The organism is Cystobacter fuscus, assembly GCF_044360685.1.
Lineage (GTDB): Bacteria > Myxococcota > Myxococcia > Myxococcales > Myxococcaceae > Cystobacter > Cystobacter fuscus_C.
Map to the genome: position 1 here is coordinate 299,800 of NZ_CP043491.1, position 23,221 is coordinate 323,020.

The following is a 23,221-nucleotide window of genomic DNA, read 5'->3' on the forward strand; positions in this document are numbered from 1 at the left end:
TCTCACTGCTTGGTGGAGGGCATGAGCCGTTCCAGGAGCATCCACGCCTTGTCCCAGCCCGGAACCCGCTCGCCAATCTGGCCATGGAGCCATCGAGCCAGCATGGGGGAGGGAGGGGTGGAGGGCCGCGTCATTCCCTGCTCAGCACTCGCCAGCAGTCTCGGAACCAAGTTGGCAGGTGCGGCCCATGCCTGGTGCAGGGCTGTCTCCCACTGCGCTTGTTGCAACATGCGCCCGACTTCCTCACAGAGCACTTCGGGCCAGAGTCGCCACAGCAGCCTTCGGCTGGAGTGGTCATACGCATCGGGATACCCGGCGCGGATGGCCTGCCGGACGTGTTCTTCGGGCATCTTCTGGAGTGCGGTGAGTTGAGAATAGCCCGTCTTGGCTCGGGAGATACCACCTGAGCTCGTCCAGCTTCGGAGGAACACATCCCAGTGTTCGCACTGGAAAAAAGAAAACACGGACTCCTGCCGGAACATGGAGTGGTAAAACCTATCTTCGACGAGGATCTCGATGGCAGCGGCGGGCGGTGTCTTCCAGAATAGTTGCGCGTGCGGTGCATCAGGTGCAAGGAACTGAGGAAGCTGCTTGTCATTGCGTTCCTTGATCCAGACATCCCAGATCACTCGGGCGAGTTCTTCCCACGCCAGACCGCGACGCTGGACGTAATCAGGCAGGACGGTGCTGATCTCGCGCCAAGTGAAGTATTGATCCAATTCCCTCAGCGTCAAGTCCTTGCGCTGGAACCGTCTGAGCAGATACTCGGGTTGAACCAATTCTGGAACCCAGGAGGCTGAGTCATTGAAAAGCTGAAGCCTGTTCATCAGCCGGCCCCCCAGATCCAGTAGGGGGGTCCACCAATCAGAACGGACGCCCTTCTCTCGAGCCGTCCGGCAGGCCGCCATGTTCAACAGCCAGATCCGAGCCTGCTCGGGTATTCCAGCGCACCAGTCTTCAATCGAGAGTTCGCTGTGTGGCGGCAACGCCTCGGTGAGCGAGAACAGGGCCGCGTACCAGAGCCCGCGATCAAGCAGTGGCTCTTCCTGCTCGGATTTATAGGCATAGGTGATTCTTGGCAGAGGTATGCCGTCATGGGTGGGGATGATGAGCGCCCGCTGGTGCCGCAGGATGTCCCGACGAAGGGCTTCGGGGAACTGTACGCCCATGAGTGAGGCGAATCCAAGCGCGCGAAAGGATGCCTCGAGCCCCGCGACCCATGCGGAAGAGGCGGGGGCGGGTCGAGCGAGTAGCTGCTCCACGAGGGTGAAGTCCTTGTTGCGGCAGCGCTTGAACAATTCCTCGAACACCGTGACGGCGTGCTCCTGCCGGAGCAGCACGCCTCCCCATGCCTCGGGCCCTTGTTCGAAGAGAGCCAGGAGGGTGTGTTGGAGCAGTGCTTCCAAAACCCAGGGTGGACGGAAGGCATACTGCCCGGGTTGCCGTTCGCGCAGCAATCCGAGGCTGCGGAGTGCCTTCACGGTCCGGAATGCATCCGCGGGCAGGTGGGTGCGTGCCTTGTCGATGTGCGCCTTGTCCATCTTCAACCCGTCTTCCACGAGTTTCTCCAGCCACTCGAGGTCAACCCTGTCGGGCCGGACTCGGACGAGCGCGTGCCATGCATCGAGTGGGCGTGCCTCGTGGGAGGGGGCTGAGTCGTCCTGGAGCAGAGAGTGGCTCAGGTGTAACAACCGCTCCCAGAGCTTGGGGACCGAGAGGTCTACTTCATGCTCGCGATGCTGGATGAGCATACGCAGGAAGAGCTTCGCCAGTTCGGACAGCTCTTGTGTCCTGGAGAGAGGGCCCGTGGTGCCATCATTCCGGTCATAGGTTGCGAAGAGCCCCGCCAGTCCCAATGCGGTGCCGACGTTGTCGATGCGGTTGAGAATGGTGGACTGGGAGAGCCATTGGCGGAACGCCTTCGCATTGAACCTCTTCATGGTGACACGCTCCTCGAGCCATTCGAGGAAATCGTCAATCCACTCAGAAGCGCTGGCGTTCTTCACGAGTCTCCAATTGGGCGGTGGTTCGCGGAAGGGATGCTCCTCCTCCTCTGGGCGGTTCTCTATCGGTGGTGCGGAGGGAAGGGACTCGGTGGCCACGCAGATCTTCCATCCTTCCCACCTCTGTTCCCAGTCGGGAGCTTCTTCCGCGGAGTCCAGTTCGACGAATACCGGGTGGCCATTGTCCGGAAATTGCTGCTCGGCCTCAGCCCACGTCCTGGCCTGAATGAAGACCGCCAGCCCACGTGCTTGGAGCCAATGACCCACCAGTGTCCGACCCGAACCACTGGGCGCGTACCACCACAAGGGCCAGAAGGCTGGGTCTTGGACCTCGACCCGGATTCCGGGTGGTAGCGGCTCATGCATCAGGTCCAACGGTCGTGTCTGCACATCGCGGAGCCGGAGCTTCGAGCCAGGGGCGGGCTTGTTGGCTTGGCGTTCCGCCAACTGTTCGTCCATCTCCTCTGGGGCCATTTCCAGGGCTTCCGCGAGCGCGCGGGACACCTCGGGATGTTGATCGAGCCACTCCAGTTGTTCGCCCCCGTCGAACTTCCCCAGGTACGTCGCCAGCGACGCCGCCTTGAGTTTCTTGCCCCGAGGCCAAGCGTGCGCCTTGCGCACCCGCTGTGCCAGCTCGCTCAGGCTGGTGCTCGGGGGCTCTAGCTGCGCCATTCGCTCGCGAATCCACCCCATGGGTTCTTGCTCCTCCTGGATGCCTCAGGTCTCGTCCAATTGGACTCAAGTTGAGCCGGATTCCGAGGCGATTGGAAGCAGTGATGCTCACCTGTAACCTCAGGCCATCTCAAACATGACGAAGAGGTGCTCCATGACGACTCTCGACAGTGGCCAGTACTGGTGCGACCTCCTGCCCGACGCCGTGAAGGCGATGTGGGATGCGGCTCGGGGCTCCATGGGTCCGGGCCGCTATACGCTGGTCGCTCCCGCTGCACGAACCCTCATCGAGCGGGTTGCTCAAGATCTGCTTGGCGAGTCCGGCAACCCGGGCGAGCCACTCCGCGCCCTTAAGGACGCGGGGTTCATCACCCACCGCCTTCGGCGGCAGCTGCAGATCGTGGTGGAGGTGGGTAACGCCGTATTGCATCGCGGACTGGAACTGGAGGAGGCCGATGCTCGGCTCATCTTGGGCCTCATCGAGACCCTGCTGCGCGTCGCATACTTTCCCGAGGCGCGGGTGGAGGCCTTGAGGTCCACGATTCCCCCACGCCGATGAGCGAAATCAGCCCTGGTCTACTTCGCATCGGCGGGGGCCACCGGACCGTGATTCGCGGAGCAGGCGGTGGTGAGGCTCATCCACAAGAGGAGCCGTAACAGGAAGAGACTCGGGACGGAACTCGGGGTCATGCCACTCGTTCGACGCGTGGCCAGAATCCGTCGAAAGTTGTCGTTCTGGCCACTCGCGGAAGAGGCCGGGCCCAGGCTTAATCAAAAATATCCCCGCGCCCGTGAAGCCAGACTCCGCATCGGGTACGGCGATGACCCATGAGAGGGAAAGTGAAATGAATCAGACACAACCGCCGCCGCTCCAGATTGGAATGCTGCTCTACCCGGACTTCACGCTCCTGGACCTGACGGGTCCCCAGGCCGTGCTGGGCTCCATGAATGGGAAGACCCACCTGCTCTGGAAGACGCTCGACACGGTCACCAGCGACTCGGGGGTGGGCCTCCAGCCGACCGCGACCTTCAAAGACTGTCCGGACGACCTGGACATCCTGTTCGTGCCGGGTGGGTTCGGCACGGCACAGGCCATGGAGGATCCGGAGATTCTGCGGTTCCTCGCGAACCGGGCGGCGCGGGCCCGGTACGTGACGTCCGTGTGCTCGGGGTCACTCCTCCTGGGGGCCGCGGGCCTGCTTCGTGGGTACAAGGCCACGACGCATTGGGCCGTGCACGAACTCCTTCCGATGTTTGGTGCGGAAGCGGTCCAGGCACGCGTCGTGGTCGACCGCAACCGGATCTCCGGCGGAGGTGTGACTGCGGGCATCGATTTCGGGCTGGTGCTCCTGGCGCGGTTGCGCGGGGAGGATGCCGCGAAGCGCACGCAGCTCATGCTGGAGTACGACCCTCAGCCTCCCTTCGATTCGGGCACTCCCAAGAGCGCCGAGCCCCGCATCGTGAAGGACGTCATGGACTTCCTCGAGCCGTCGAACCAGCAGATGCTGCGAAGCGCCCAGGCCGCACTCCGCGCGACGAGCACCTGAGCGACTGCTCGGGGACCCCCACGGCTCATCATGTAGGGCGCACGGTCCGCGCCGGACCCCTCGTCAAGGTGCAGCCCGGGGGCGGTGCGCCCCCGCCCATGTCCCGGAATCACGAGGGGGGGGCCAGGCATCGGGCCCACCCAGACCCTCGTGGTGGCCGGAGCCACCCATGGATGCCGTCCTGCTGCTGGTGACCGTTGGTTTCTTCGCGCTCACATGGGTCTACGCCCGCGGCTGCGAGCGCCTGTGAACGGCTGCCGTTTCCCAGCCACAGCCACTCACTTGCCCACGTATCGATAGAACGTCGGGCGCCGTCCAGACCAGTAGTCCCGGACGTAACTCGCCGGGGCAACGCCCGTGCTGCTCTGCGCGCCGATGAAGGTGCCCGCCTTCGCGTCGACCACGATGCCCATGTGATCGCTGCCGCCGCTGAAATGCACGATGTCACCCTCCCTCACTTCGTTTGGACTGATGCGGGAAAAGGAGGGTGAACGAGCAATGTCCGTGGCTTGCGTGTAGGGGGCATTGGCATACCCCGCTTCCTTGAGGACTTCCCAGACGAAGTGGGAGCAGTCGATGCCATTGCCATCCCCACCACCAAACTCGTAAGGCGTGTTCGTCCACTTGCCGGCGATGGATTTGACTTCGTGCGAGGTGGGCATGTCTGCTCCTTTTGTGGGAGAGGGCACGTCGTACGGAGAGTGAAGTCTAACTTGAAGAGGTTACTCGGCTGGGGGAGCTTGGGTGGTTCTGTCGATTGCCAGACGGATGCACGCTCGCCGAGCGGGACGCGCTGCTCGTACGGACCACGCGCGTCGAGTCCCCGCCGCGAGAGGACGGGCCCCCTCGTGTAAGTCGCACGGCCGCGAGGGGCCCATCGTGCAAGGTGCAACCCGGGGGACATGGGGCCGCGCCCAAGCCCCTGGAATCACGAGCGGGAGGAGTGGGGGAGACGGGCACGGCGTGTGCTCTGGGTAACGCGTGAAAGGAAGTCATCGTCCATGACCTTCGATTACGTCGCCGGTGCCGTGCTCGCGGTGCTGCTCACCGTCTATCTCGTCTACGCCCTGCTGCGGCCCGAGCGCTTCTAGGAAAGACAGCCATGAGTCTCCTCGGTTGGTCGCAGATCCTCCTCTTCCTCGCCCTGGTGCTCGTGTTGACGCGGCCCGTGGGTGCCTACCTCTTCCGGGTCTTCGAGGGACCCGAGCAACCCCTTCCCCGGGTGCTCGGCCCCGTGGAGCGCCTGCTGTTGCGGCTGTGCGGTGCCTTCCCGGCACGTGAGCAGACATGGGGGCAGTACACGCTGGCGCTCCTGGCCTTCAGCCTGCTGGGAATGCTCGCCACCTATGCGGTGCTGCGCCTGCAACACGTGCTGCCGCTCAACCCCCAGGGCCTGCCGGCGGTGGGGCCGGAGCTCGCCTTCAACACGGCGGCGAGCTTCACCACCAACACCAACTGGCAGTCCTACGCGGGCGAGTCCACGCTGAGCTACCTCAGCCAGATGCTGGGGCTCGCCACGCACAACTTCACGTCCGCGGCGGCGGGCCTCGGTGTGGCGCTGGCGCTCGCCCGGGGCTTCACCCGGCGGCCCGGTCCCGAGGGCTCCAAGACGTTGGGCAACTTCTGGGTCGATCTGGTGCGCGGCCTGCTCTACGTGTTCCTGCCGCTGTGCCTCGTCTACGCGCTCTTCCTCGTGGCCGAGGGCGTGCCGCAGACGTTCGCGCCCTCGCGCGAGCTGACGACGCTGGAGGGCGTGAAGCAGACGCTGGCGCTCGGGCCCGTGGCGTCCCAGGAGGCCATCAAGATGCTCGGTACCAATGGCGGTGGCTTCTTCAACGCCAACAGCGCCCACCCCTTCGAGAACCCCACGCCGCTCACCAACCTGGTGCAGCTGCTCTCCATCTTCCTCCTCCCCGCGGCCCTCACGTACACCTACGGGCGGATGGCCAGGGACACGCGCCAGGGCCAGGCGCTCCTCATGGCGATGAGCCTCTTGTTCCTCGTGGGCGTGACCGTGGCCTACGCCGCCGAGTCCGCGTCCAACCCCGCCGTGGCCGCCGCCCAGGTGGCCCCCGGCGGCAACCTCGAGGGCAAGGAGGTGCGCTTCGGCGTCGCCGCCTCGGCCCTCTTCGCCACCGTCACCACGGATGCCTCGTGCGGCGCCGTCAACGCCATGCATGACAGCTTCATGCCGCTCGGGGGGCTGGTGCCCCTGGTGAACATGCAGCTCGGCGAGGTCATCTTCGGCGGCGTGGGCGCGGGCCTCTACGGCATCCTCGTCATGGTGGTGCTCGCCGTCTTCATCGCCGGCCTCATGGTGGGCCGCACGCCCGAGTACCTCGGCAAGAAGATCGAGGCGCGCGAGATGAAGCTCGCCATGCTGTACGTGCTCGTCTTCCCGCTCGTCATCCTCGGCCTGAGCGCGGTGGCGGCGGTGTTGCCCCAGGGCGTGTCCTCGCTCAACAACGCCGGACCCCATGGTCTGTCCGAGCTGCTGTATGCCTTCACCAGCGGCACGGCCAACAACGGCAGTGCCTTCGCCGGCCTCAACGCCAACACCCCCTTCTGGAACGTGAGCCTCGGCCTGTCCATGCTCGCCGGGCGCTTCCTGATGATCGTCCCGGTGCTGGCGCTCGCGGGCGGCATGGTGGGCAAGAAGGTCGTGGCGGCGGGCCCCGGCACCTTCCCCACCCACGGTGGACTCTTCACGGGGCTCCTGGTGAGCGTCGTCGTCATCGTGGGCGCGCTCACCTTCTTCCCCGCTCTCTCCCTCGGTCCCCTCGTCGAGCACTTCCTCGCCGGGGCCGGAAAGGCGTTCTGACATGTCCTCGCTTCTCGAACCGGCGCTCCTCAAGCAGGCCAGTCTGGACAGCCTGCGCAAGCTGCACCCCCGCGACGTGGCCCGCAATCCCGTGATGTTCGTGGTGTGGGCGGGCAGTGTGCTCACCACGGTGCTCGTGGTGAAGGACCTCGTGACCCCGGGGCCCGGCGCCACTCCCGCGTGGTTCACCGTGGGGGTGACGCTCTGGTTGTGGTTCACCGTGCTCTTCGCCAACTTCGCCGAGGCGGTGGCCGAGGGCCGGGGCAAGGCCCAGGCGGGTGCCCTGCGCAAGATGCGCCGGGACACGCCCGCGCGCAGGCTCGTGGACGGCCGCGAGGAGCGGGTGTCCGCGCCGGACCTGCGCAAGGACGACCGCGTGGTGTGCGAGGCGGGAGACCTCATCCCCGGCGATGGCGAGGTGGTGGAGGGCATCGCCAGCGTGGACGAGTCCGCCATCACCGGCGAGTCCGCCCCCGTCATCCGCGAGTCCGGTGGAGACCGCTCGTCCGTGACGGGCGGCACCAAGGTGCTCTCCGATCGCATCGTGGTGCGCATCACCACGAATCCGGGCGAGTCCTTCCTGGACCGGATGATCGGCCTGGTGGAGGGCGCGGCGCGGCAGAAGACGCCCAATGAGATCGCCCTGCACATCCTCCTGGTGGGGCTGACGGTTGTCTTCCTGCTCGCGTGCGTGACGCTGGTGCCGCTCGCGCTCTACTCGGGGGTGAGGCTGTCGGGCACGGCGGTGGTGGCGCTGCTCGTGTGCCTCATTCCCACGACGATCGGCGGCCTGCTGTCGGCCATCGGCATCGCGGGCATGGACCGGCTCCTGCGCAAGAACGTGCTCGCCATGAGCGGCCGGGCGGTGGAGGCGGCGGGAGACGTGGACACGCTGTTGCTCGACAAGACGGGCACCATCACCCTGGGCAATCGCATGGCCACGGAGCTGCTCCCCCTGCCAGGCGTGCGCATGGAGGAGCTGGCCGAGGCCTCGCAGCTCGCGAGCCTCGCGGACGAGACGCCCGAGGGCCGCTCCATCGTCGTGCTGGTGAAGGACTCCTACAAGCTGCGTCCCCGCGAGCTCCAGGCGCACCAGGCCACCTTCGTGGCGTTCTCCGCCCAGACGCGCATGAGCGGGTGCGATCTCGTGGAGCCCCACCCGCGCGCCATCCGCAAGGGCGCGGTGGACGCCGTCATCCGGTACGTGGAGTCCCAGGGGGCCACCGTGCCGCCAGAGCTGCGCGAGACGGCGGCGCGCATCGGCGACGCGGGCGGCACGCCCCTCGCGGTGGCGGATGGGGCGCGGGCGCTGGGCCTCATCCACCTCAAGGACGTGGTGAAGGGCGGCATCAAGGAGCGCTTCGAGCGCTTCCGCGCCATGGGCATCCGCACGGTGATGATCACCGGCGACAACCCGCGCACGGCGGGGGCCATTGCCCGCGAGGCCGGAGTGGATGACTTCCTCGCCGAGGCGACTCCCGAGGCGAAGCTCGCCCTCATCCGCGCCGAGCAGGCCAAGGGCAAGCTCGTGGCGATGACGGGCGATGGCACCAACGACGCGCCCGCGCTCGCCCAGGCCGACGTGGGCGTGGCGATGAACACCGGCACCCAGGCCGCCAAGGAGGCCGGCAACATGGTGGACCTGGACTCCAACCCCACCAAGCTCCTGGAGGTGGTGGAGGTGGGCAAGCAGCTGCTCATGACGCGCGGCACGCTCACCACCTTCTCCATCGCCAACGACGTGGCCAAGTACTTCGCCATCCTCCCCGCGCTCTTCCTCGGCGTCTTCCCGGAGATGAGCCCGCTCAACATCATGGGCCTCACGTCGCCCTACAGCGCCATCCTCTCCGCCGTCATCTTCAACGCCCTCATCATCATCGCCCTCATCCCGCTCGCGCTCCGGGGCGTGCGCTACCGTCCCCTGGGTGCCGCGGCCCTCCTGCGCCGCAGCCTGCTGCTCTACGGCGTGGGCGGCGTGCTCGTGCCCTTCATCGGTATCAAGGCCATCGACGTGGTGCTCACCGCCGTGGGCCTCGCCTGAGAAAGGACTCTCTCCATGCTCTCCACCCTGCTGTGCGGCCTGCGCGCCACGCTCGTCACCTTCGCCCTCACCGGGCTGCTCTACCCCCTGGCCGTCACCGGCCTCTCCCAGGTGCTCTTCGCCCATGAGGCCCAGGGCTCGCTCGTCACCGATGACCGCGGCCAGGTGGTGGGCAGCTCCCTCCTCGCCCAGGGCTTCTCGCGCGCGGGCTACTTCCAGCCCCGTCCCTCCGCGGCGGGCACCGGGTATGACGCCTCTGCTTCCTCGGGCAGCAACCTGGGGCCCACCTCCCAGAAGCTGCGCGAGCGCGTCTCGGCCGACGCCGAGCGCCTGCGCCAGGACAACCCCGAGGCCCCGGGGCCGGTGCCCACCGAACTCGTCACGGCTTCCGGCTCGGGGTTGGATCCCCACCTGTCGCCCGAGGCCGTGCGCTGGCAGGTGCCCCGGGTGGCGCGGGCGCGCCGCGTGGAGCCCGAGCGTGTCCAGGCCGTGGTGGACTCGCTCGTCGAGGAGCGGACCCTGGGCGTGCTCGGCGAGCCCCGGGTGAACGTGCTCCTGCTCAATCTGGCGTTGGATCGCCGTCTGGGGACGGCTACGTTGGCCGGAGGGTCTTGATGCCCCGAGGGCGCGCGGAGGATTTCCTGGAGCTGGTCGAGCGCGGCCGGCGCGGGCGGCTGAAGCTGTACATCGGCTTCGCCGCCGGCGTGGGCAAGACGTACCGCATGCTCGAGGAGGCCCATGCCCTGCGAAAGCGCGGCGTGGACGTGGTGCTCGGCTTCGTCGAGACGCACGGCCGCGCCGAGACCCAGGCGCTCGTCGAGGGGCTGGAGTCCATTCCCCGCGCCGTCTTCACCTACCGCGACGTGTCCGTGGAGGAGATGGACCTGGACCGGGTACTCGCGCGCAAGCCCCAGGTGGTGGTGGTGGACGAGCTGGCGCACTCCAACGCGCCCCCATGCCGCCACCGCAAGCGCTACCAGGATGTGGAGGAACTGCTCGCCGCGGGCATCAACGTCATTGGTGCCTTCAACGTGCAGCACCTGGAGAGCCTCAATGATCTGCTCGAGCGCACCATCGGCGTGCGCGTGCGCGAGACGCTCCCGGACAGCTTCCTCAAGAGCGCGGACCAGGTGGTGAACCTGGACCTGGCGGTGGAGGATCTGCACGAGCGGCTCCGGGCGGGGAAGATCTACGCGGCGGACAAGGTGCCGGGCGCGCTGGAGAGCTTCTTCCGCCAGGACAACCTGTCCACGCTGCGCGAGCTGGCGCTGCGGGAGGTGGCCGAGAGCCTGGATCGGGCCACGGGCACGCGGACGCGAGCGGGGGAGGACTCGCCGAAGCCCGGGGGCTGGGGCCGGTTGATGGTGGCGCTCAGCAGCAACCCGCCGCACGCGGCCACGCTCCTGCGCCGGGGCTCGCGCATGGCGGGCCGGCTGAACACGGATTGGTTCGTCGTGTACGTGGAGACGCCGCGCGAGGCCCCACACCTCATCGACGCCGAGGCGCAGCGCCATCTGCTCACGAACATCGAGCTGGCGCGGGAGCTGGGCGCGGAGGTGGTGCGGCTCAAGTCGGAAGACCCCGTGGGGGCGCTGCTGGACTTCGCGCGCTCGCACGGGGTGGGGCACATCATCGTGGGCCGCTCGCGCCAGCCCTGGTGGCGGCGCATGCTGGGGCTCGCCTCGGACGTGCGGCTGTTGCGAGAGGGAGAGGGCATCGACATCCACGTGGTGTCCTTCCACCCCCCGCGTGAGGAGCGGCGGCCATGATTTTGCGTCACAAGCTGCTGCTGGCCCAGGTGCCCCTGGCGCTCGCCCTGCTGCTGGTGGGTGTGGTGGCCGTGAACACGCTGCGCGAGCTGGGGCGCGCCGGGCAGGGCATCCTCGCGGACAACTACCGCAGCGTGCTGGCCATGCAGGACATCATCGAGCACCTGGAGCGGCTGGACAGCGCGGCGCTCTTCGTCGTGGCGGGCGAGCGGCAACGGGGCCTGGAGCAGGTGGAGGCCCACCGGGTGCCGCTCGAGACGACGCTGCGCATCCAGGAGGGCAACATCACCGAGTCCGGTGAGGCCGAGGCCACGCGCCGGCTGCGCGAGGCCTGGTCCCGCTACCAGAGCCAATACGAGCGCTTCCTCGGACGGGAGCCCGGCGAGGTGCGCGGGGTGTATTTCGAGACACTCGCGCCGGGCTTCCAGGCGGCGAGGGAGGCGGCGCGGGCCATTCTCGTGCTCAACCAGGACGCCATGGTGCGCAAGAGCGAGGCCCAGCAGCGGCAGAGCCAGCGGGTGAACGTGCTCATGGGGCTGGCGGTGGTGGGCGCGCTCGCGGGGGGACTGCTGGCCTCGGCCTCGCTCACGCAGCGGGCGCTGCGGCCGGTGGGGGTATTGTCGGGAGCGGTGCGGCGGCTGGGCGAGGGAGACCTGGGCACGCGCGCGGTGGTGGAGGGCGGGGATGAGATCGCCGGGCTCGCGCGGGACTTCAACGCCATGGCCGAGGCGCTCCAGCGCTACCAGCGCAGCTCCCTGGGGGAGTTGCTCCAGGCGCAGGCGTCGGCCCAGGCGGCGATCGACAGCCTGCCGGACCTGGTGGTGGTGTTTGGCGTGGAGGGGGGAGTGCTCAACGTCAACCGCGCGGCGGAGGAGGCGTTGCGTCTGTCCATGGAGGCGGGCGGGACGCTGGGCCAGGTGGCGCCCGAGGTGCGCGAGGTGCTCGAGCGGGTGCGCGCGCACGTGTTGGGCGGCAAGGGCGCGTACTTGCCCACCGGCTACGAGGAGGCGGTGCGGCTGGAGGCGTCCGAGGGGGCGCGTTGGCTCCTGCCGCGGGGCAGCCCGGTGTATGGCGAGGGCGGTGGCGTGGTGGGCGCGACGGTCATCCTCCAGGACGTGACGCGGCTGCGTCGCTTCGACGAGCTGAAGAACGACCTGGTGGCCACGGTGGCGCACGAGTTCCGCACGCCGCTCACGTCGTTGCGCATGGCCATCCACCTGTGCGTGGAGGAGGCGGCGGGCCCCATCACGGAGAAGCAGGCGGATCTGCTCCACGCGGCGCGCGAGGACTGCGAGCGATTGCAGGGCATCGTGGATGACCTGTTGGACCTGTCCAAGCTGCAATCGGGCCGGGAGGTGCTGGAATTGCGGCCCGTATCCACGCGCGAGGTGCTGGAGGCGGCGCTCGCCCCGCATCGGATGGCGGCGGAGGACAAGGGCGTGCGCCTGCGGGAGGAGTCCGACCCGGAGGTGGAGGACGTGCGGGTGGAGGCGGATCCGGAGCGGCTGCAACTGGTGCTCTCCAACCTGGTGGCCAACGCGGTGAGGCACACGCCGCGCGAGGGCGAGGTGGTGGTGCGGGCGCGGCGGGACGGCGAGGCGCGGATCCGCTTCGAGGTGGTGGACACGGGCGAGGGCATCGCCCCGGAGCACCAGACGCGGGTCTTCGAGAAGTTCTACCGGGTGCCGGGCGCCGGGACGGGCAGCGCGGGACTGGGCCTGTCCATCGCTCAGGAGATCGTCCAGGCGCACGGGGGCGAGCTGGGATTGACGAGCGAGGTGGGCCGGGGAAGCACCTTCGGGTTCTCGCTTCCGCGTTCACGGCGGGACGAACAGGTCTGAGAGGGACGTCTTGGTCCCACTCACCGCCCGAGGTGCTGGTGTGTTCGGTGCCGTGTCGCTGACAGATCTGAGCATCGGCACCTTCTGTCCAGGAGCGCGCAGGAGCCCGAGGTCATCCCTTGAGCTGTGAGGTGCATTTCCGGAACAGTGCCGGGACATGCGCGCTCCGCTTCTCGCCCTCTGTCTGCTCCTGTCTGCGTTCGCCCGAGCCCAAGAGCCGATGTCCGGGCACGAGCACGGTGACATGTCTCCGCCCGACACCCCGGCGCATGACGCGCACGCCCACGAGTCCTCCATGAGGAACATGGGCATGGGCGCCGACGACTCCGAGGTGCGCTCCCTCCGCGACATTCCCCTGATGCGCCGGGGCTCGGGCACGTCGTGGCAGCCGGACCGCTTCCCTCCTTCCATGATTCACGCGCGGGTGGCGGGGTGGGGTCTCATGTTCCAGGGCCTGCTCTTCGGCGGCTACGACGTGCAGGGCGGACCCCGGGGCGCGAGCGCTCCGGAGGCGCTCGGCTGGTTGATGCTCATGGCCGACCGGGAGCTGCCCTCGGGGCAGCTCGTCCTCAGCGTGATGCTCAGCCCCGATCCCCTCACCGCCGGGGCCAACGGCGGCTACCCGCTCCTGCTCCAGTCCGGCGAGTCCTACCGGGGTGAGCCGCTGCATGACCGTCAGCACCCGCATGACCTCTTCATGGAGCTGGCGGCGTCCTACACCCACTACTTCTCGGACACCTGGGGCCTGATGCTCTACGTGGCCCCGGCGGGCGAGCCGGCACTGGGGCCCGTGGCCTTCCCGCACCGCGCCTCCGCCCGTTTCGATCCGCTCGCCGTCCTGGGCCACCACTGGCAGGACTCGACCCACATCTCCTTTGGCGTGGTCACGGCGGGCCTCGTCACCCCCCTGGCCAGACTGGAGGTCTCCGCGTTCAACGGCCGCGAGCCCGACGAGTTCCGCTACGACCTGGACTTGCGGCTGCCCGACTCCTTCTCCGCGCGCCTGTCCGTCAACCCCACGTCGCGCGTGAGCACCCAGGTGTCCTACGGCTACCTGCCGAGCCCCGAGGCGCTCCATCCAGGCGTGCCGGTGCAGCGCTTCACCGCGTCGGCCATGTACCACGCGCCGGTGGGCGCGCACGGCTTCTGGGCCACCACGGCCGTCTTCGGACGGAACGTGGAGGGCGACGAGCGCCCCACGAACTCCGCGCTCCTGGAGAGCAACGTGGACCTGGACGGCCACCACGCCGTCTTCGGCCGGGTGGAGTACGTGCGCAAGACGGGGCATGACCTGGCGTTGTCTGGCCTCCTGGAGCACGAGACCTTCGACGTGGGTGTCCTGGCGCTCGGCTACCTCTACCAATTCAATCCCTGGGGCCCCGTGAAGGCGGGCGTGGGCGTGCGCGGCGCGCTGAACCTCGTCCCCGAGGACCTCGCCGCCCTGTATGGGGGCCGTACGCCCCTGGGCGGCATGGTGTACGTGCGGCTGGCGCCCGTGATGAGGGGCGCACCCGGGCATGGCCACTGACGCCGCGGGTACACGACCCACAAGGCATTCAGGGCTGAAGACAGATTGTCCCACCGCCTTCGTCACGGAGCGGATCAATCTGTCACACGCGGGGTGTTGCTCCGCTCCGTCTCCCTCGGGGCCGATGCGTGGCACGCGCGCTGCAATCCCTCCCACGCGGCACAGGGCCGGAACTTGGAAGGAATCAGACGGATGATGCGGACGTGGATGCGGTGGAGTGTCGTGGCTGCGAGCGTGGGAATGGGACTGCTGCCGGGGACGGGTCGGGCCCAGGACGAGGCCGAAGCCGAGGCCGAAGCGCCTTCGCGGGGTACCGTGATCATGGTGCAGTCGATGGGTCTGGGGTTGGGCCTGCTCTCGTTTCAGACGTCGACTCAGGGGGCGAGCGTGGAGCACGCGGTGGGCTCGAACGTGGCGCTCGCGGCGTCGGTGTCCGGCGGCGTGCGCTCCCTCGATCCCAATCTGGAGGGGGCAGGTCTCGGACTCGCTCCCTCCCTGAACTGGGGCGTGCGTGTCGATCCAGGCGTGCACTTCTATCTCTCGGGCCGTGCGCCCGAGGGGTTCTGGGTGGGTCCTCATGTGGAGGCGGCAATGTCCCAGTACAACTCCTATGGCCTCGCACTCGGGCAGAATGGGTCGCAAACCGTGCGAACCACTTCGAACGTCCTCTCCTACGGAGGCAGCCTCCGGGTGGGCTACACCGCCATCTTCTCTCCGGGCCTGACCGTGCAGGTGGGCCTGGGGCTCGGGGCGCTCAGCGACCGCACGACGATGACCTCGGACGCTCCCTCGGTGGACATCGACACTTCGCCCCGGTTTGGCTGGAGCGTGGATCCGCGCCTGTCAGTCGGTCTGGGTTGGGCGTTCTAGTCCGGCGGGGTCTCGTACCGCTTGCGCTTGCGCCACAGCGTGGACGCGTCGATGCCGAGCACCCGCGCGGCCTCGTCCAGCGTGGGCACGCTCGCCAACACCCGGAGGATGTGCTCGCGCTCCACTTCCTCCAGCGTATGGGGCCCGCCCAAGGTGACATGTGAGCCCGTGGCCGCGGCGATGCGCTCGGGGAAGGCCTGGGGCTCGAGCACCCCGGCGGGCCAGACGATGAGCGCGCGCTCCACGGCGTTCCTCAGCTCGCGCACGTTGCCCGGCCACGCATAGGCGCGCAGCATCGCCTCCGTCGCCGGGGACAACTCGGGCACGGCGCGCTGGGCCGCGCGCGCGAAGAACGTCACGAAGCGCCGGGCCAGGGGCAGGATGTCCTCGGGCCGCTCGCGCAGGCCCGGCAGCTTCACCTCGATGACGTTGAGCCGGTAGAGCAGATCCTCGCGGAAGCGCCCCTCGGCCACGTCCTTCTCGAGGTCGCGGTTGGTCGCCGCCACCACGCGCACGTCCGCCCGGCGCGTGCGCCCCTCGCCCAGGCGCTCGAACTGCTTCTCCTGGAGGAAGCGCAGCAACTGGGCCTGGAGCGCGGGGCTCATCTCCGCCACCTCGTCGAGGAAGAGCGTGCCGCCCTCGGCCTGCTCCACCCGGCCCGGTTGGTCGCGCACCGCGCCGGTGAAGGCGCCGCGCACGTGGCCGAACAGCTCGCTGGCCAGCAGCTGCTCGGACAGGGTGGGGCAGTTGACGGTGACGAAGGGGCGGCGGCGCCGCGCGCTCAGCGAGTGCAGGGTGCGCGCGAGCACGCCCTTGCCGGTGCCACTCTCGCCGCGCAGGAGCACCGCCGCGTCCGAGGCCGCCGCCCGGGTGACGAGCGCGAGCGCGGCGTGCATGAGGGGCGAGGCCGTCTCCAGGGTGGCCTCGGGCACGGACTGCGCGAGCTGCTCGGCCAGGGCGTCCAGTTGGAAGCCCCGCTCGCGGTGGGCGCGCGTCTTGTCCACCAGGTGGCGGATCTGCGCCGGGGTGAAGGGCTTGGGCAGGTAGTCACGCGCCCCGCGCCGCACCGCCTCCACGGCGGTGTCGAAGGTGGCGTAGGCGGTGATGAGGACGATGTCCAGGGTAGGGGACTCGGCGAGCAGGCGCGGCAGCAGCTCCAGGCCACTCGCGGTGCCCAGGCGCAGGTCCACGAAGGCCAGGTCCGCCGGGGCCTGGGCGAGCGCGGCGAGCGCGGCGTCGCCGGTGGCGGCCTCGCGCACCTCGCACCCGAGCCCCTCCAGGCAGACGCGCAGGGTGGTGCGGATGTTGCGCTCGTCATCCACCACCAGCACCCGCATCGGGCGGGGCTCCACCACGGGCGTCACAGGTCCGGTCTCCATGAGGCCCATCCTATGTCCGCGCCGGGGCATCAGGGGGGAGAAGGCTTCCCGGCGGTGAACCCAGACGAATGTTCAATGACTTACAAAGGCATCTCGGGCCAACGGCCGTGTGAAATGCTTCACGGCGGGTGTGTGAGCCGGATCACAGCCTGGGCTAATGCCTTCCCCTAGTCTTCCTTCTCGGGGGGGCAATCACAGCGAGGGGGAAAGACATGGCAGTCATCAGCCCGTGGGAAGAGTCCGGAGCGAGGAAGAGCACCCGAGCCGGCCGCGCGAGCGTCACCATCGAGAGGGATGCGGACGGCTTCTACCGGCCCGCGAGCGAGGAGGCGTTGATCGCCCTGGTGAAGAAGGCCCATGCCGAGGGCAAGCAATTGCGGGTCCGGGGCTCGGCGCACTCGGTCGCGGCCTCCATCTACGCGGATCCGCTCGTCACCGAGGACGGCCCGGCCGGCCCGGCGAGCGCGCCTGCCTCCGGCGCCATCCATGTCCTGCTCAACAACTACCGGGGCATGCGGGTGGTGGATGTCGGGCAGCGGCTCGTGGAGGTGGAGGCGGGCGTGAACCTGGGGGTGGATCCGGAGGACCCCAGCCGTACCTCCACGCTGGAGAACAGCCTGCTCTTCAATCTCTGGCGGCTGGGCTGGACGCTGTCGGACCTGGGCGGCATCACCCATCAGACGGTGAGTGGCTTCTTCTCCACGGGCTCCAGCGGCGGCTCGTTGAGCTGGTCCGTCTATGACGACATCCAGGGCCTGCGGATGATCGACGGCCGGGGCGAGGTGTACGAGGTGGACCGGGACCGGACGCCCGAGGACTTCCAGGCCACCGTCACGTCCATGGGCCTCTTGGGAATCATCTCCAAGGTGGTCCTGCGCTGCGTGCCGGCGTTCAACATCACCGGCCAGGAGGCCATCACCCGCGTGAAGGACGCGTCGGTGGACCTGTTCGGGGAGGGGAGCGAAGAGCGTCCCTCGCTGGCGCGGTTCCTGGAGCGCACGGAGTACGCGCGCCTGGAGTGGTTCCCTCAGCGCAAGGGCGAGCGGCTCGTCGTCTGGCAGGCCCAGCGCATCGATCCGGAGCCGGGTTTCCGGCCCGCGCGTTATCAGGAGTTCAGCGGGGACCCCGAGCTGTCCCAGGTCTTCGTCTGCTTGTTCTTCACCCTGCTGGGCAATCTGGATGACCTCCGGGCGGCCCGCTCCAAGCTGGAGCCCATCTTCGAGCAGGTGGACGAGGAGCTCATCCAACGCCTCGCGTGTCTGGGCCGGGTGGGCCAGCCCCTGGTCGAGGCCCTCACCCTGGCGTTGGAGGGAACGCTGGACGCGGCCATCGAGGTGCTCGCGCTCGCGGCTCCGCTCTTGCGCAAGGAATTGCCGAACCTCATGGGGATGGCGCTCGACACGTTCATGCCGTTGGATTCGAGCAAGAAGGGCCAGGACAAGGGCGAGCCCCAGTGCTTCCGCGATTGGAGCTGGCGGGGCCTGCCCATGGACAACCAGGTCATCGGCTCGCTGCTGCCCACCACGTTCACGGAGTTGTGGATTCCCCTCCCGTACACCCAGCGGGCCATGAAGTTGCTGAAGGACTACTTCGACGAGCCGGCCTCGGCCCAGGAGGCCCTGCGGCGCACGGGTACGTATGCCATCGAGCTCTATGGTGCCCCTCCCAATCCGGCGTGGATGAGCATGTCCTACAGCGATGGGCAGGACGTGTGGCGCGACGGCGTGCTGCGCATCGACTTCTACTGGTTCCAGAGGAACGCGGGCGATCCGGCCGAGGTCTTCTATCCCCAGTTCTGGAAGTTGTTCCGGGACAACGGCATCCCCTTCCGTCTGCACTGGGGCAAGGGCCATCCCGTGGGGAGTCAGGAGGAACTGGCGGACTGGGCCGCCTTCTTCCGCGGCCAGTATGCCCGGTGGGACGACTTCCTCGAGCGCCGGCGGAAGCTGGATCCGAACAACATCTTCCTCACCCGCTACTGGCGCCAGCGCTTCGACCTGTCGCACCTGCCCGCGCCCCAGCCGCGCGAGGACGCCGGGACGCCGCTCATCATGATCATCCCCGCGCCCTCCGTCGCAGGGCAGGATGAGATCCGCTGTCGATGGCCGTCCAAGCCCCTCGAGCCTCCCTCCCGGAGCGCCCAGGGCTGGGACGTGGCGGGTTGGGTGCGCTTCTATTGCTGGCTGACCCTGGCGACCGTGCTCTACGGCATCGCCGTGGCCCACGTCCCCTTCCTCCTCGGCACGCCCTGGACGACGTGCGAGGTGGCAGGCAGCTCACTCGGGTGCGTGCTCGCCTTCCATCTCTTCGAGGTGCCCGTGGTGACGTTCAATGCCCTCGTCGCCGGGTATGGCCTGCTGTGCTTCTCCTCCCGCACCGCGAGCCGCTTCCAGTCGCTGCTGCGCTTCGCGGTGAGCGTCAACCTCGTCTTCTTCGCGTTCGAGATCGCCCTGCTGTTGGACGGGCTGCGGCGGAGCGAGCCATTGTGGGAGACGCTCGCGCTCTTCTCCGTCGCCCTGGCGCTCGGAGGCGGGGCGTTCCTGGGAATGTTCATCCACGAGAAGCTGCACCCCCGCGCGAGCTGAGGGCGGGGCCTACGCCACCCACCCCTTGCGCGCGGTCTCCGCGGGGGGCTCGGGCTGGAGCCTCCGGGCCTGCTCCAGGTGCCACGCCCGGTCGGCCTCCCCGAGCAGGTACAGCGCATCGTGGGCCTCCATCTGCTCGAAAGGCATTCCCAGCTTCCGGGCGATCCGCAGGGCCTTCTCGAAGGCCTTGCGCGCCGCGCGCCGCCGCGATCGGGCGAGCTGGTACTTGCCCTGGCACAGCCAGGCGGCGGGAGCGGCCAGCTGGAAGACCTGGCCGACCCTGCTCACCCGGTCACAGACGCGCTTCGTCAGCCGCTCGAAGTGCGCGCGCTCGGGAGCGTCCTCCTGCGCCTGGGTCCAGAGCGTCGTCAGCACGGTGACGATGTTCGTGTAGGCCTCGGCGTTGATGGCGGTGCTGGAGCGCTGGGAGAGCAGCGCCACGCCTTGCTCGGCCGCCGCGCGCGCCTCGGCCAGGCGGCCCACGCGCAGCCTCGCCAGGGCCAGGACGGCGAGCAGGGGAATGCCACCGAGGATGTCCTGGGGCGTCTCATGGCCCTTGAGCAGCTCGAGCACCTCCCGCTCCCGGCCGAACTTGAGGAGCATCCGGCTCAGGGCCACACGCGCCCAGCTCTCCGTCTGGCGGTCTTCCCGGCGGCGTGCCAGCGCCAGCAGCTCGTGGGCCAGCGCCAGGGCGGGGTCCAGCCGCCCCTGGAGGAAGCACAGGTTGAAGATCTCGAACATCTCCTCCTCCGCGAGCCTCATGTCTCCGAGCTGGCGGAAGTCGGACAGACAGAGCTCGAGGGCGGCCTCGGCCCGCGCGAACTGGCCCGTGGAGAGCAGGTAGGAGCCAATGGCGCGCTGGACGTGGGCGCGCTCCTGGACATTCGTCAGACGCGCGCTCAGCTCGGAGGCGGACTTCTGGTAGCGGCGGGCGAGCCGGTGCATGCCCAGATGGCCGAGCGCCAGCACCAGGCTGGCATAGGCCCGGGCCAGGACCCCCGAGGGGGGAACGCGCTCGGCCAGGTTGATGGAGCGCAGCATGAAGTAGCCGAGCCGCTGCTCCTCGCCGCTCCAATAGGACAGCGTCGACAGCTCGAGGCAGATGAGGGCCGCCTCCAGCAGGCGGGGCTCGTCCCGTGCGCGGCCCAGGCGCAGCCGGGGAGGAAGCAGCAGGTGGAGCAGTTGCTGGAGGATCTCCCGCAGCACGTCCACCCGGAAGCTGCGCGCGGTGGTCGAGGAGAAGCCCAGCCGGGTGAGTGAGCGCCAGAGGGCGTCCTGGGCCTCGTACAGGTGGCCGAGGCGGGATTGGACCGTACCGATTTGCCGCTCCCAGCGGGCCCGGCGCAACGGCTCCACCGGGTGGCCGCTCTGCGCGTCCAGCTCGAGCGCCTTGGAGAAGAACCCCAGTGCTTCGTGGCAGGCGTTCGTCTGGAAGGCCTGTTCCCCCGCCTTCTCCAGCATGTCGATGGCCTTGGACGTGGCGTCCGCGTTGAGCCAGTGGTGGGCGAGCAGCGCGTAGTAGGCGGACAGGTCGTCGGCGTAGGTCCGCTCGTACCAGCGCGCGACGGCCTCGTGGAGCTGGCGCCGCTGCTCGAACAGCAGCAGGTTGTAGACCACCTGCTGCGTGATGACGTGCTTGAACAGGTACGACGTGTCCTCCCGTGGGGCCGGGGGGCGCACCATCAGCTCGAGGCGGCCGAGGTGCTCGAGCTGGGCGTCCAGCGAGGCCCGGGCGTCCTCGATGGGATGGATGTCGCGCAGCGTCTCGGGATGGAACGCCCGGCCGATGACACTGGCCGCCTTGATGGTGAGCTGTTCGGTGGGGCTGAGCCGATCGATACGGCTGGTGATGAGTCCCTCCAGCGTGGAGGGAATCGAGAGGGGAGCCGAGGTGCTGGCCCACTCGGAGAAGCGGCACTCGCCCGCCTCGGTGACCAGCAGGCCCTGGTCCCGGAGCACGTAGAGCAGCTCCTCGGTGAAGAACGGGTGTCCCTCGGCGCGCTCGTGGATGAAGGACTCCAGCGGCGCGGACAGCCGGGTGGCCCCGAGCCGCGAGCAGATGAGCCGGGAGATGTCCCGGGCCGGCATCGGCTGCAACCGCAGGTGCCGGGCCGAGGGCATGCGGAGGATGGACTTGAGGGGAGAGGCGGCGTCGTCGGGATCCGGGCGGGTGGTCAGCAGGAGCAGGTGCTGGGGGTGCTCGCGCAGCAACCGCCGCGTCAACTCCCAGGAGGCCGAGTCGAGCCAGTGCACGTCCTCGAGGATGAACACGCTCGGGTTGCCGCGGATCTCCCGGGCGAGCAGCTCGAGCAGCAGGCCCTGGGTGGTGTCCGCCCGCGCCTCGTCCTGGAGCTGGGCGGTCAGCTCCGTGTCGGGCAGATCCACCCGCAGCACGGGATTGAGCAACGGGGCGAGCGAGAGCAGGCGTTCATTCCCGGCGAACCGCTCGAGCAGCAGGGAGCGCCGGGCCGAGGCCGACGGGGCGTGGGTGCACCCGAGGATGTCGGCGAAGACGGTCCGCCAGGCGTAGTAGAGCGTGGTGCTCTCCACCGCGTCGGTGGCCGCCTGGAACACGTGGTGGTCCTGGGCCCGGCCCTGGAGGTAGCGCACGAGGCTGGACTTGCCGATGCCCGCCTCGCCCTCGAGCACCACGAGGCCTCCGCGCCCCGATGCCACTTGCCGCAGGGCCTCGTCGAGCAGGGCGCGCTCCGCTTCGCGGCCGGTGATGGCCGCGGGCTGCTCGGGGCGGCGCTGCTCCAGCACGGGGCGCAGCACCGGCACCGGTTTGTCCACGCCCTTGAGCGTCAGGGACTCGAGGCGCTCGAACCCGATGCGCGGGCTGGCCTCGCGGGCCGTCGTCTCGTCACACAGCAGCCCCCCGTGCGCCGCCTGCATCAGCCGGGCGGCCAGGTTGACGACACGCCCGGCCAGGGCGTACTCGCGCCGGGACACCCCGCCCCGGTCTCCACAGAAGACATGGCCGGTGGTGATGCCCACGGACGCGGAGAGCCCCAGCCGCTCGAGCGCTGTCTGGGCTTGCAGGGCGGCCCGGACGGCCCGCACCGCGTTGTCCTCATGGGAGCTCGTCGGCAGCCCCCACGCGGCGAGCAGGACGGTGCCTTTGTCATCCGCGAGCAATTGATTGATGCTTCCCCCAAAGGCATACACGGCCTTCTGGAGTTCGAGCGTGACCGCCTGGAGCTGGGCCAGGAGCGCCGGCGACGAGGGCTCGGCCAGACCGTGCAGCTCGAGGAAGAGCACGGAGACGCGCCGCAGCTCCGCGCGCCAGGCGGAGTGGGGCACCTCGAACAGGGCGCGCAGCGTGCGCGACACGAAGGGCAGCAGGGCCGCCTCCGCTCCGGGGGCGAGCTCGGGGGGAATCGCCGCGCGCGGGGGCGGGGCGTCGCGGCACGACAGCAGCCGGACGTTGCCGGACGAGCGCACCACGCCGTCGAAGGACCCCTCCAGGTGCTCCCAGGCGGCGCGGGAGGCCACGAGCTCTCCCGGGCGGGCGGCCTGCTGCGCCGCGGCGGCCTGCTGCATCGGCGCGCCCAGGACGAGGTACTCCCAACGGTCATCGCCGCCCACGATGAGGGCGTGCATCTGCCCGGTGCCCAACCCCAGCCGGAGCGAGAGCGTCAGGCCCTCGCTCACCGGATAGGCGTGCAGGCGTTCCTGCACGCGCAGACCACACCGCGCCGCCCGCCGGGTGGCCTCCGCCAGGGCTTCTCGCGAGGCGTCTAACGCGGGCCAGAGCACCAGGGCCGCGTCTCCCGCGAAGCGCGCAACCTCGCCTCCATGCGCCGCGAGTTCGCGGATGAGCTGATCGAAGTACCCGTTCATGGTCCTCGACAGCTCTTCCACCCCTTGCAGGCCATGCTGGCTCAGCCGCTCCATCAAGGGCGTGAAGCCGGAGATGTCGGCGAACAACAAGGCACAGGGCAGGGGCTCCGCCTCGGGGGTCGGCGGAGCGGGCGATCGAGCGGACATCCTCCGGCGAAGCCACTCGGGGAGATGGGCGGCCAGCTCGGGCGACATCGTCATGGGTTTTTCACGACCAGTGTGGCGCGGGGGGGCCTGGAGGCTACCCGATGACTCCTCATTCTGGCAGTGAACCCGGCCCCTGTTCGCGGCGCCGTCGCGTGACACGGACGACACCCGGCGG

Annotated in this window: 15 protein-coding genes; 11 read left to right on the forward strand and 4 right to left on the reverse strand. The window is 68.9% G+C overall.

Annotated elements, in window-relative coordinates:
• Positions 1 to 2: 2 nt before the first annotated feature.
• Entirely contained in the window at positions 3 to 2,696 is a 2,694-nt protein-coding gene (locus F0U63_RS01240; RefSeq protein WP_395842830.1) for a hypothetical protein, read from the reverse strand.
• A 133-nt stretch (positions 2,697 to 2,829) separates the two neighbouring features.
• Between F0U63_RS01240 and F0U63_RS01245 the strand changes: the two genes are divergently transcribed.
• Complete coding sequence (locus tag F0U63_RS01245) at positions 2,830 to 3,234, forward strand: DUF4145 domain-containing protein (RefSeq protein WP_395842832.1); 405 nt, start codon at positions 2,830 to 2,832, stop codon at positions 3,232 to 3,234.
• A gap of 286 nt (positions 3,235 to 3,520) precedes the next feature.
• Positions 3,521 to 4,222, forward strand: a complete 702-nt coding sequence (locus tag F0U63_RS01250; RefSeq protein ID WP_395842834.1) for a DJ-1/PfpI family protein — start codon at positions 3,521 to 3,523, stop codon at positions 4,220 to 4,222.
• Positions 4,223 to 4,500: 278 nt separating this feature from the next.
• Here F0U63_RS01250 and F0U63_RS01255 read toward each other — a convergent pair whose 3' ends face one another.
• Positions 4,501 to 4,884, reverse strand: a complete 384-nt coding sequence (locus F0U63_RS01255) for a C40 family peptidase (RefSeq protein WP_002628508.1) — start codon at positions 4,882 to 4,884, stop codon at positions 4,501 to 4,503.
• Positions 4,885 to 5,223: 339 nt separating this feature from the next.
• Here F0U63_RS01255 and kdpF point away from each other — a divergent pair, with 339 nt between their 5' ends.
• From kdpF to F0U63_RS01295, 8 genes are all read left to right on the forward strand, one after another.
• Positions 5,224 to 5,313, forward strand: coding sequence for a K(+)-transporting ATPase subunit F (gene kdpF / locus F0U63_RS01260; RefSeq protein ID WP_063724950.1), 90 nt, complete (start codon positions 5,224 to 5,226; stop codon positions 5,311 to 5,313).
• An 11-nt stretch (positions 5,314 to 5,324) separates the two neighbouring features.
• Entirely contained in the window at positions 5,325 to 7,043 is a 1,719-nt protein-coding gene (kdpA, locus tag F0U63_RS01265; RefSeq protein WP_395842836.1) for a potassium-transporting ATPase subunit KdpA, read from the forward strand.
• Position 7,044: 1 nt separating this feature from the next.
• The gene (gene kdpB, locus F0U63_RS01270; RefSeq protein WP_395842838.1) at positions 7,045 to 9,084 is read left to right on the forward strand and encodes a potassium-transporting ATPase subunit KdpB; all 2,040 of its coding nucleotides are present in this window, start codon (positions 7,045 to 7,047) and stop codon (positions 9,082 to 9,084) included.
• Positions 9,085 to 9,099: 15 nt separating this feature from the next.
• Entirely contained in the window at positions 9,100 to 9,699 is a 600-nt protein-coding gene (kdpC, locus tag F0U63_RS01275) for a potassium-transporting ATPase subunit KdpC (RefSeq protein ID WP_395842840.1), read from the forward strand.
• A complete protein-coding gene (locus tag F0U63_RS01280; RefSeq protein WP_395842842.1) occupies positions 9,699 to 10,853 on the forward strand; it encodes a sensor protein KdpD in 1,155 nt (384 codons plus the stop codon). Before kdpC ends, F0U63_RS01280 begins: the two co-directional genes overlap by 1 nt.
• Positions 10,850 to 12,694, forward strand: a complete 1,845-nt coding sequence (locus F0U63_RS01285; protein WP_395842844.1) for an ATP-binding protein — start codon at positions 10,850 to 10,852, stop codon at positions 12,692 to 12,694. The genes F0U63_RS01280 and F0U63_RS01285 overlap by 4 nt, the downstream gene beginning before the upstream one ends.
• A 244-nt stretch (positions 12,695 to 12,938) precedes the next feature.
• Positions 12,939 to 14,222, forward strand: a complete 1,284-nt coding sequence (locus tag F0U63_RS01290; RefSeq protein WP_395842846.1) for a hypothetical protein — start codon at positions 12,939 to 12,941, stop codon at positions 14,220 to 14,222.
• Positions 14,223 to 14,414: 192 nt separating this feature from the next.
• Positions 14,415 to 15,092 (forward strand): hypothetical protein, encoded by a 678-nt coding sequence (locus F0U63_RS01295; protein WP_395842848.1) that lies wholly within the window; start codon positions 14,415 to 14,417, stop codon positions 15,090 to 15,092.
• Here the strand turns inward: F0U63_RS01295 and F0U63_RS01300 are convergent.
• Positions 15,089 to 16,471, reverse strand: a complete 1,383-nt coding sequence (locus F0U63_RS01300) for a sigma-54-dependent transcriptional regulator (RefSeq protein WP_395842850.1) — start codon at positions 16,469 to 16,471, stop codon at positions 15,089 to 15,091. The two genes, F0U63_RS01295 and F0U63_RS01300, sit on opposite strands and share 4 nt — an antisense overlap.
• Positions 16,472 to 16,683: 212 nt before the next feature.
• On the opposite strand from F0U63_RS01300, the gene F0U63_RS01305 reads away from it, so the two are divergent.
• Positions 16,684 to 19,056 (forward strand): D-arabinono-1,4-lactone oxidase, encoded by a 2,373-nt coding sequence (locus F0U63_RS01305; RefSeq protein ID WP_395842852.1) that lies wholly within the window; start codon positions 16,684 to 16,686, stop codon positions 19,054 to 19,056.
• Positions 19,057 to 19,065: 9 nt separating this feature from the next.
• Here the strand turns inward: F0U63_RS01305 and F0U63_RS01310 are convergent, their stop codons facing one another.
• Entirely contained in the window at positions 19,066 to 23,100 is a 4,035-nt protein-coding gene (locus F0U63_RS01310) for an AAA family ATPase (RefSeq protein WP_395842854.1), read from the reverse strand.
• Positions 23,101 to 23,221: the final 121 nt, after the last annotated feature.

What these genes read in the sequence shown, in the direction of transcription:
- F0U63_RS01240 (WP_395842830.1), bottom strand. Translation starts at nt 2,696, where the DNA reads ATGGGGTGGATTCGCGAGCGAATGGCGCAGCTAGAGCCCCCGAGCACC.
- kdpA (WP_395842836.1), top strand. Translation starts at nt 5,325, where the DNA reads ATGAGTCTCCTCGGTTGGTCGCAGATCCTCCTCTTCCTCGCCCTGGTG.
- F0U63_RS01285 (WP_395842844.1), top strand. Translation starts at nt 10,850, where the DNA reads ATGATTTTGCGTCACAAGCTGCTGCTGGCCCAGGTGCCCCTGGCGCTC.
- F0U63_RS01245 (WP_395842832.1), top strand. Translation starts at nt 2,830, where the DNA reads ATGACGACTCTCGACAGTGGCCAGTACTGGTGCGACCTCCTGCCCGAC.
- F0U63_RS01290 (WP_395842846.1), top strand. Translation starts at nt 12,939, where the DNA reads ATGTCTCCGCCCGACACCCCGGCGCATGACGCGCACGCCCACGAGTCC.
- F0U63_RS01300 (WP_395842850.1), bottom strand. Translation starts at nt 16,471, where the DNA reads ATGGAGACCGGACCTGTGACGCCCGTGGTGGAGCCCCGCCCGATGCGG.
- F0U63_RS01310 (WP_395842854.1), bottom strand. Translation starts at nt 23,100, where the DNA reads ATGACGATGTCGCCCGAGCTGGCCGCCCATCTCCCCGAGTGGCTTCGC.
- F0U63_RS01295 (WP_395842848.1), top strand. Translation starts at nt 14,415, where the DNA reads ATGATGCGGACGTGGATGCGGTGGAGTGTCGTGGCTGCGAGCGTGGGA.
- kdpB (WP_395842838.1), top strand. Translation starts at nt 7,045, where the DNA reads ATGTCCTCGCTTCTCGAACCGGCGCTCCTCAAGCAGGCCAGTCTGGAC.
- F0U63_RS01280 (WP_395842842.1), top strand. Translation starts at nt 9,699, where the DNA reads ATGCCCCGAGGGCGCGCGGAGGATTTCCTGGAGCTGGTCGAGCGCGGC.
- F0U63_RS01305 (WP_395842852.1), top strand. Translation starts at nt 16,684, where the DNA reads ATGGCAGTCATCAGCCCGTGGGAAGAGTCCGGAGCGAGGAAGAGCACC.
- kdpC (WP_395842840.1), top strand. Translation starts at nt 9,100, where the DNA reads ATGCTCTCCACCCTGCTGTGCGGCCTGCGCGCCACGCTCGTCACCTTC.
- F0U63_RS01250 (WP_395842834.1), top strand. Translation starts at nt 3,521, where the DNA reads ATGAATCAGACACAACCGCCGCCGCTCCAGATTGGAATGCTGCTCTAC.
- F0U63_RS01255 (WP_002628508.1), bottom strand. Translation starts at nt 4,884, where the DNA reads ATGCCCACCTCGCACGAAGTCAAATCCATCGCCGGCAAGTGGACGAAC.
- kdpF (WP_063724950.1), top strand. Translation starts at nt 5,224, where the DNA reads ATGACCTTCGATTACGTCGCCGGTGCCGTGCTCGCGGTGCTGCTCACC.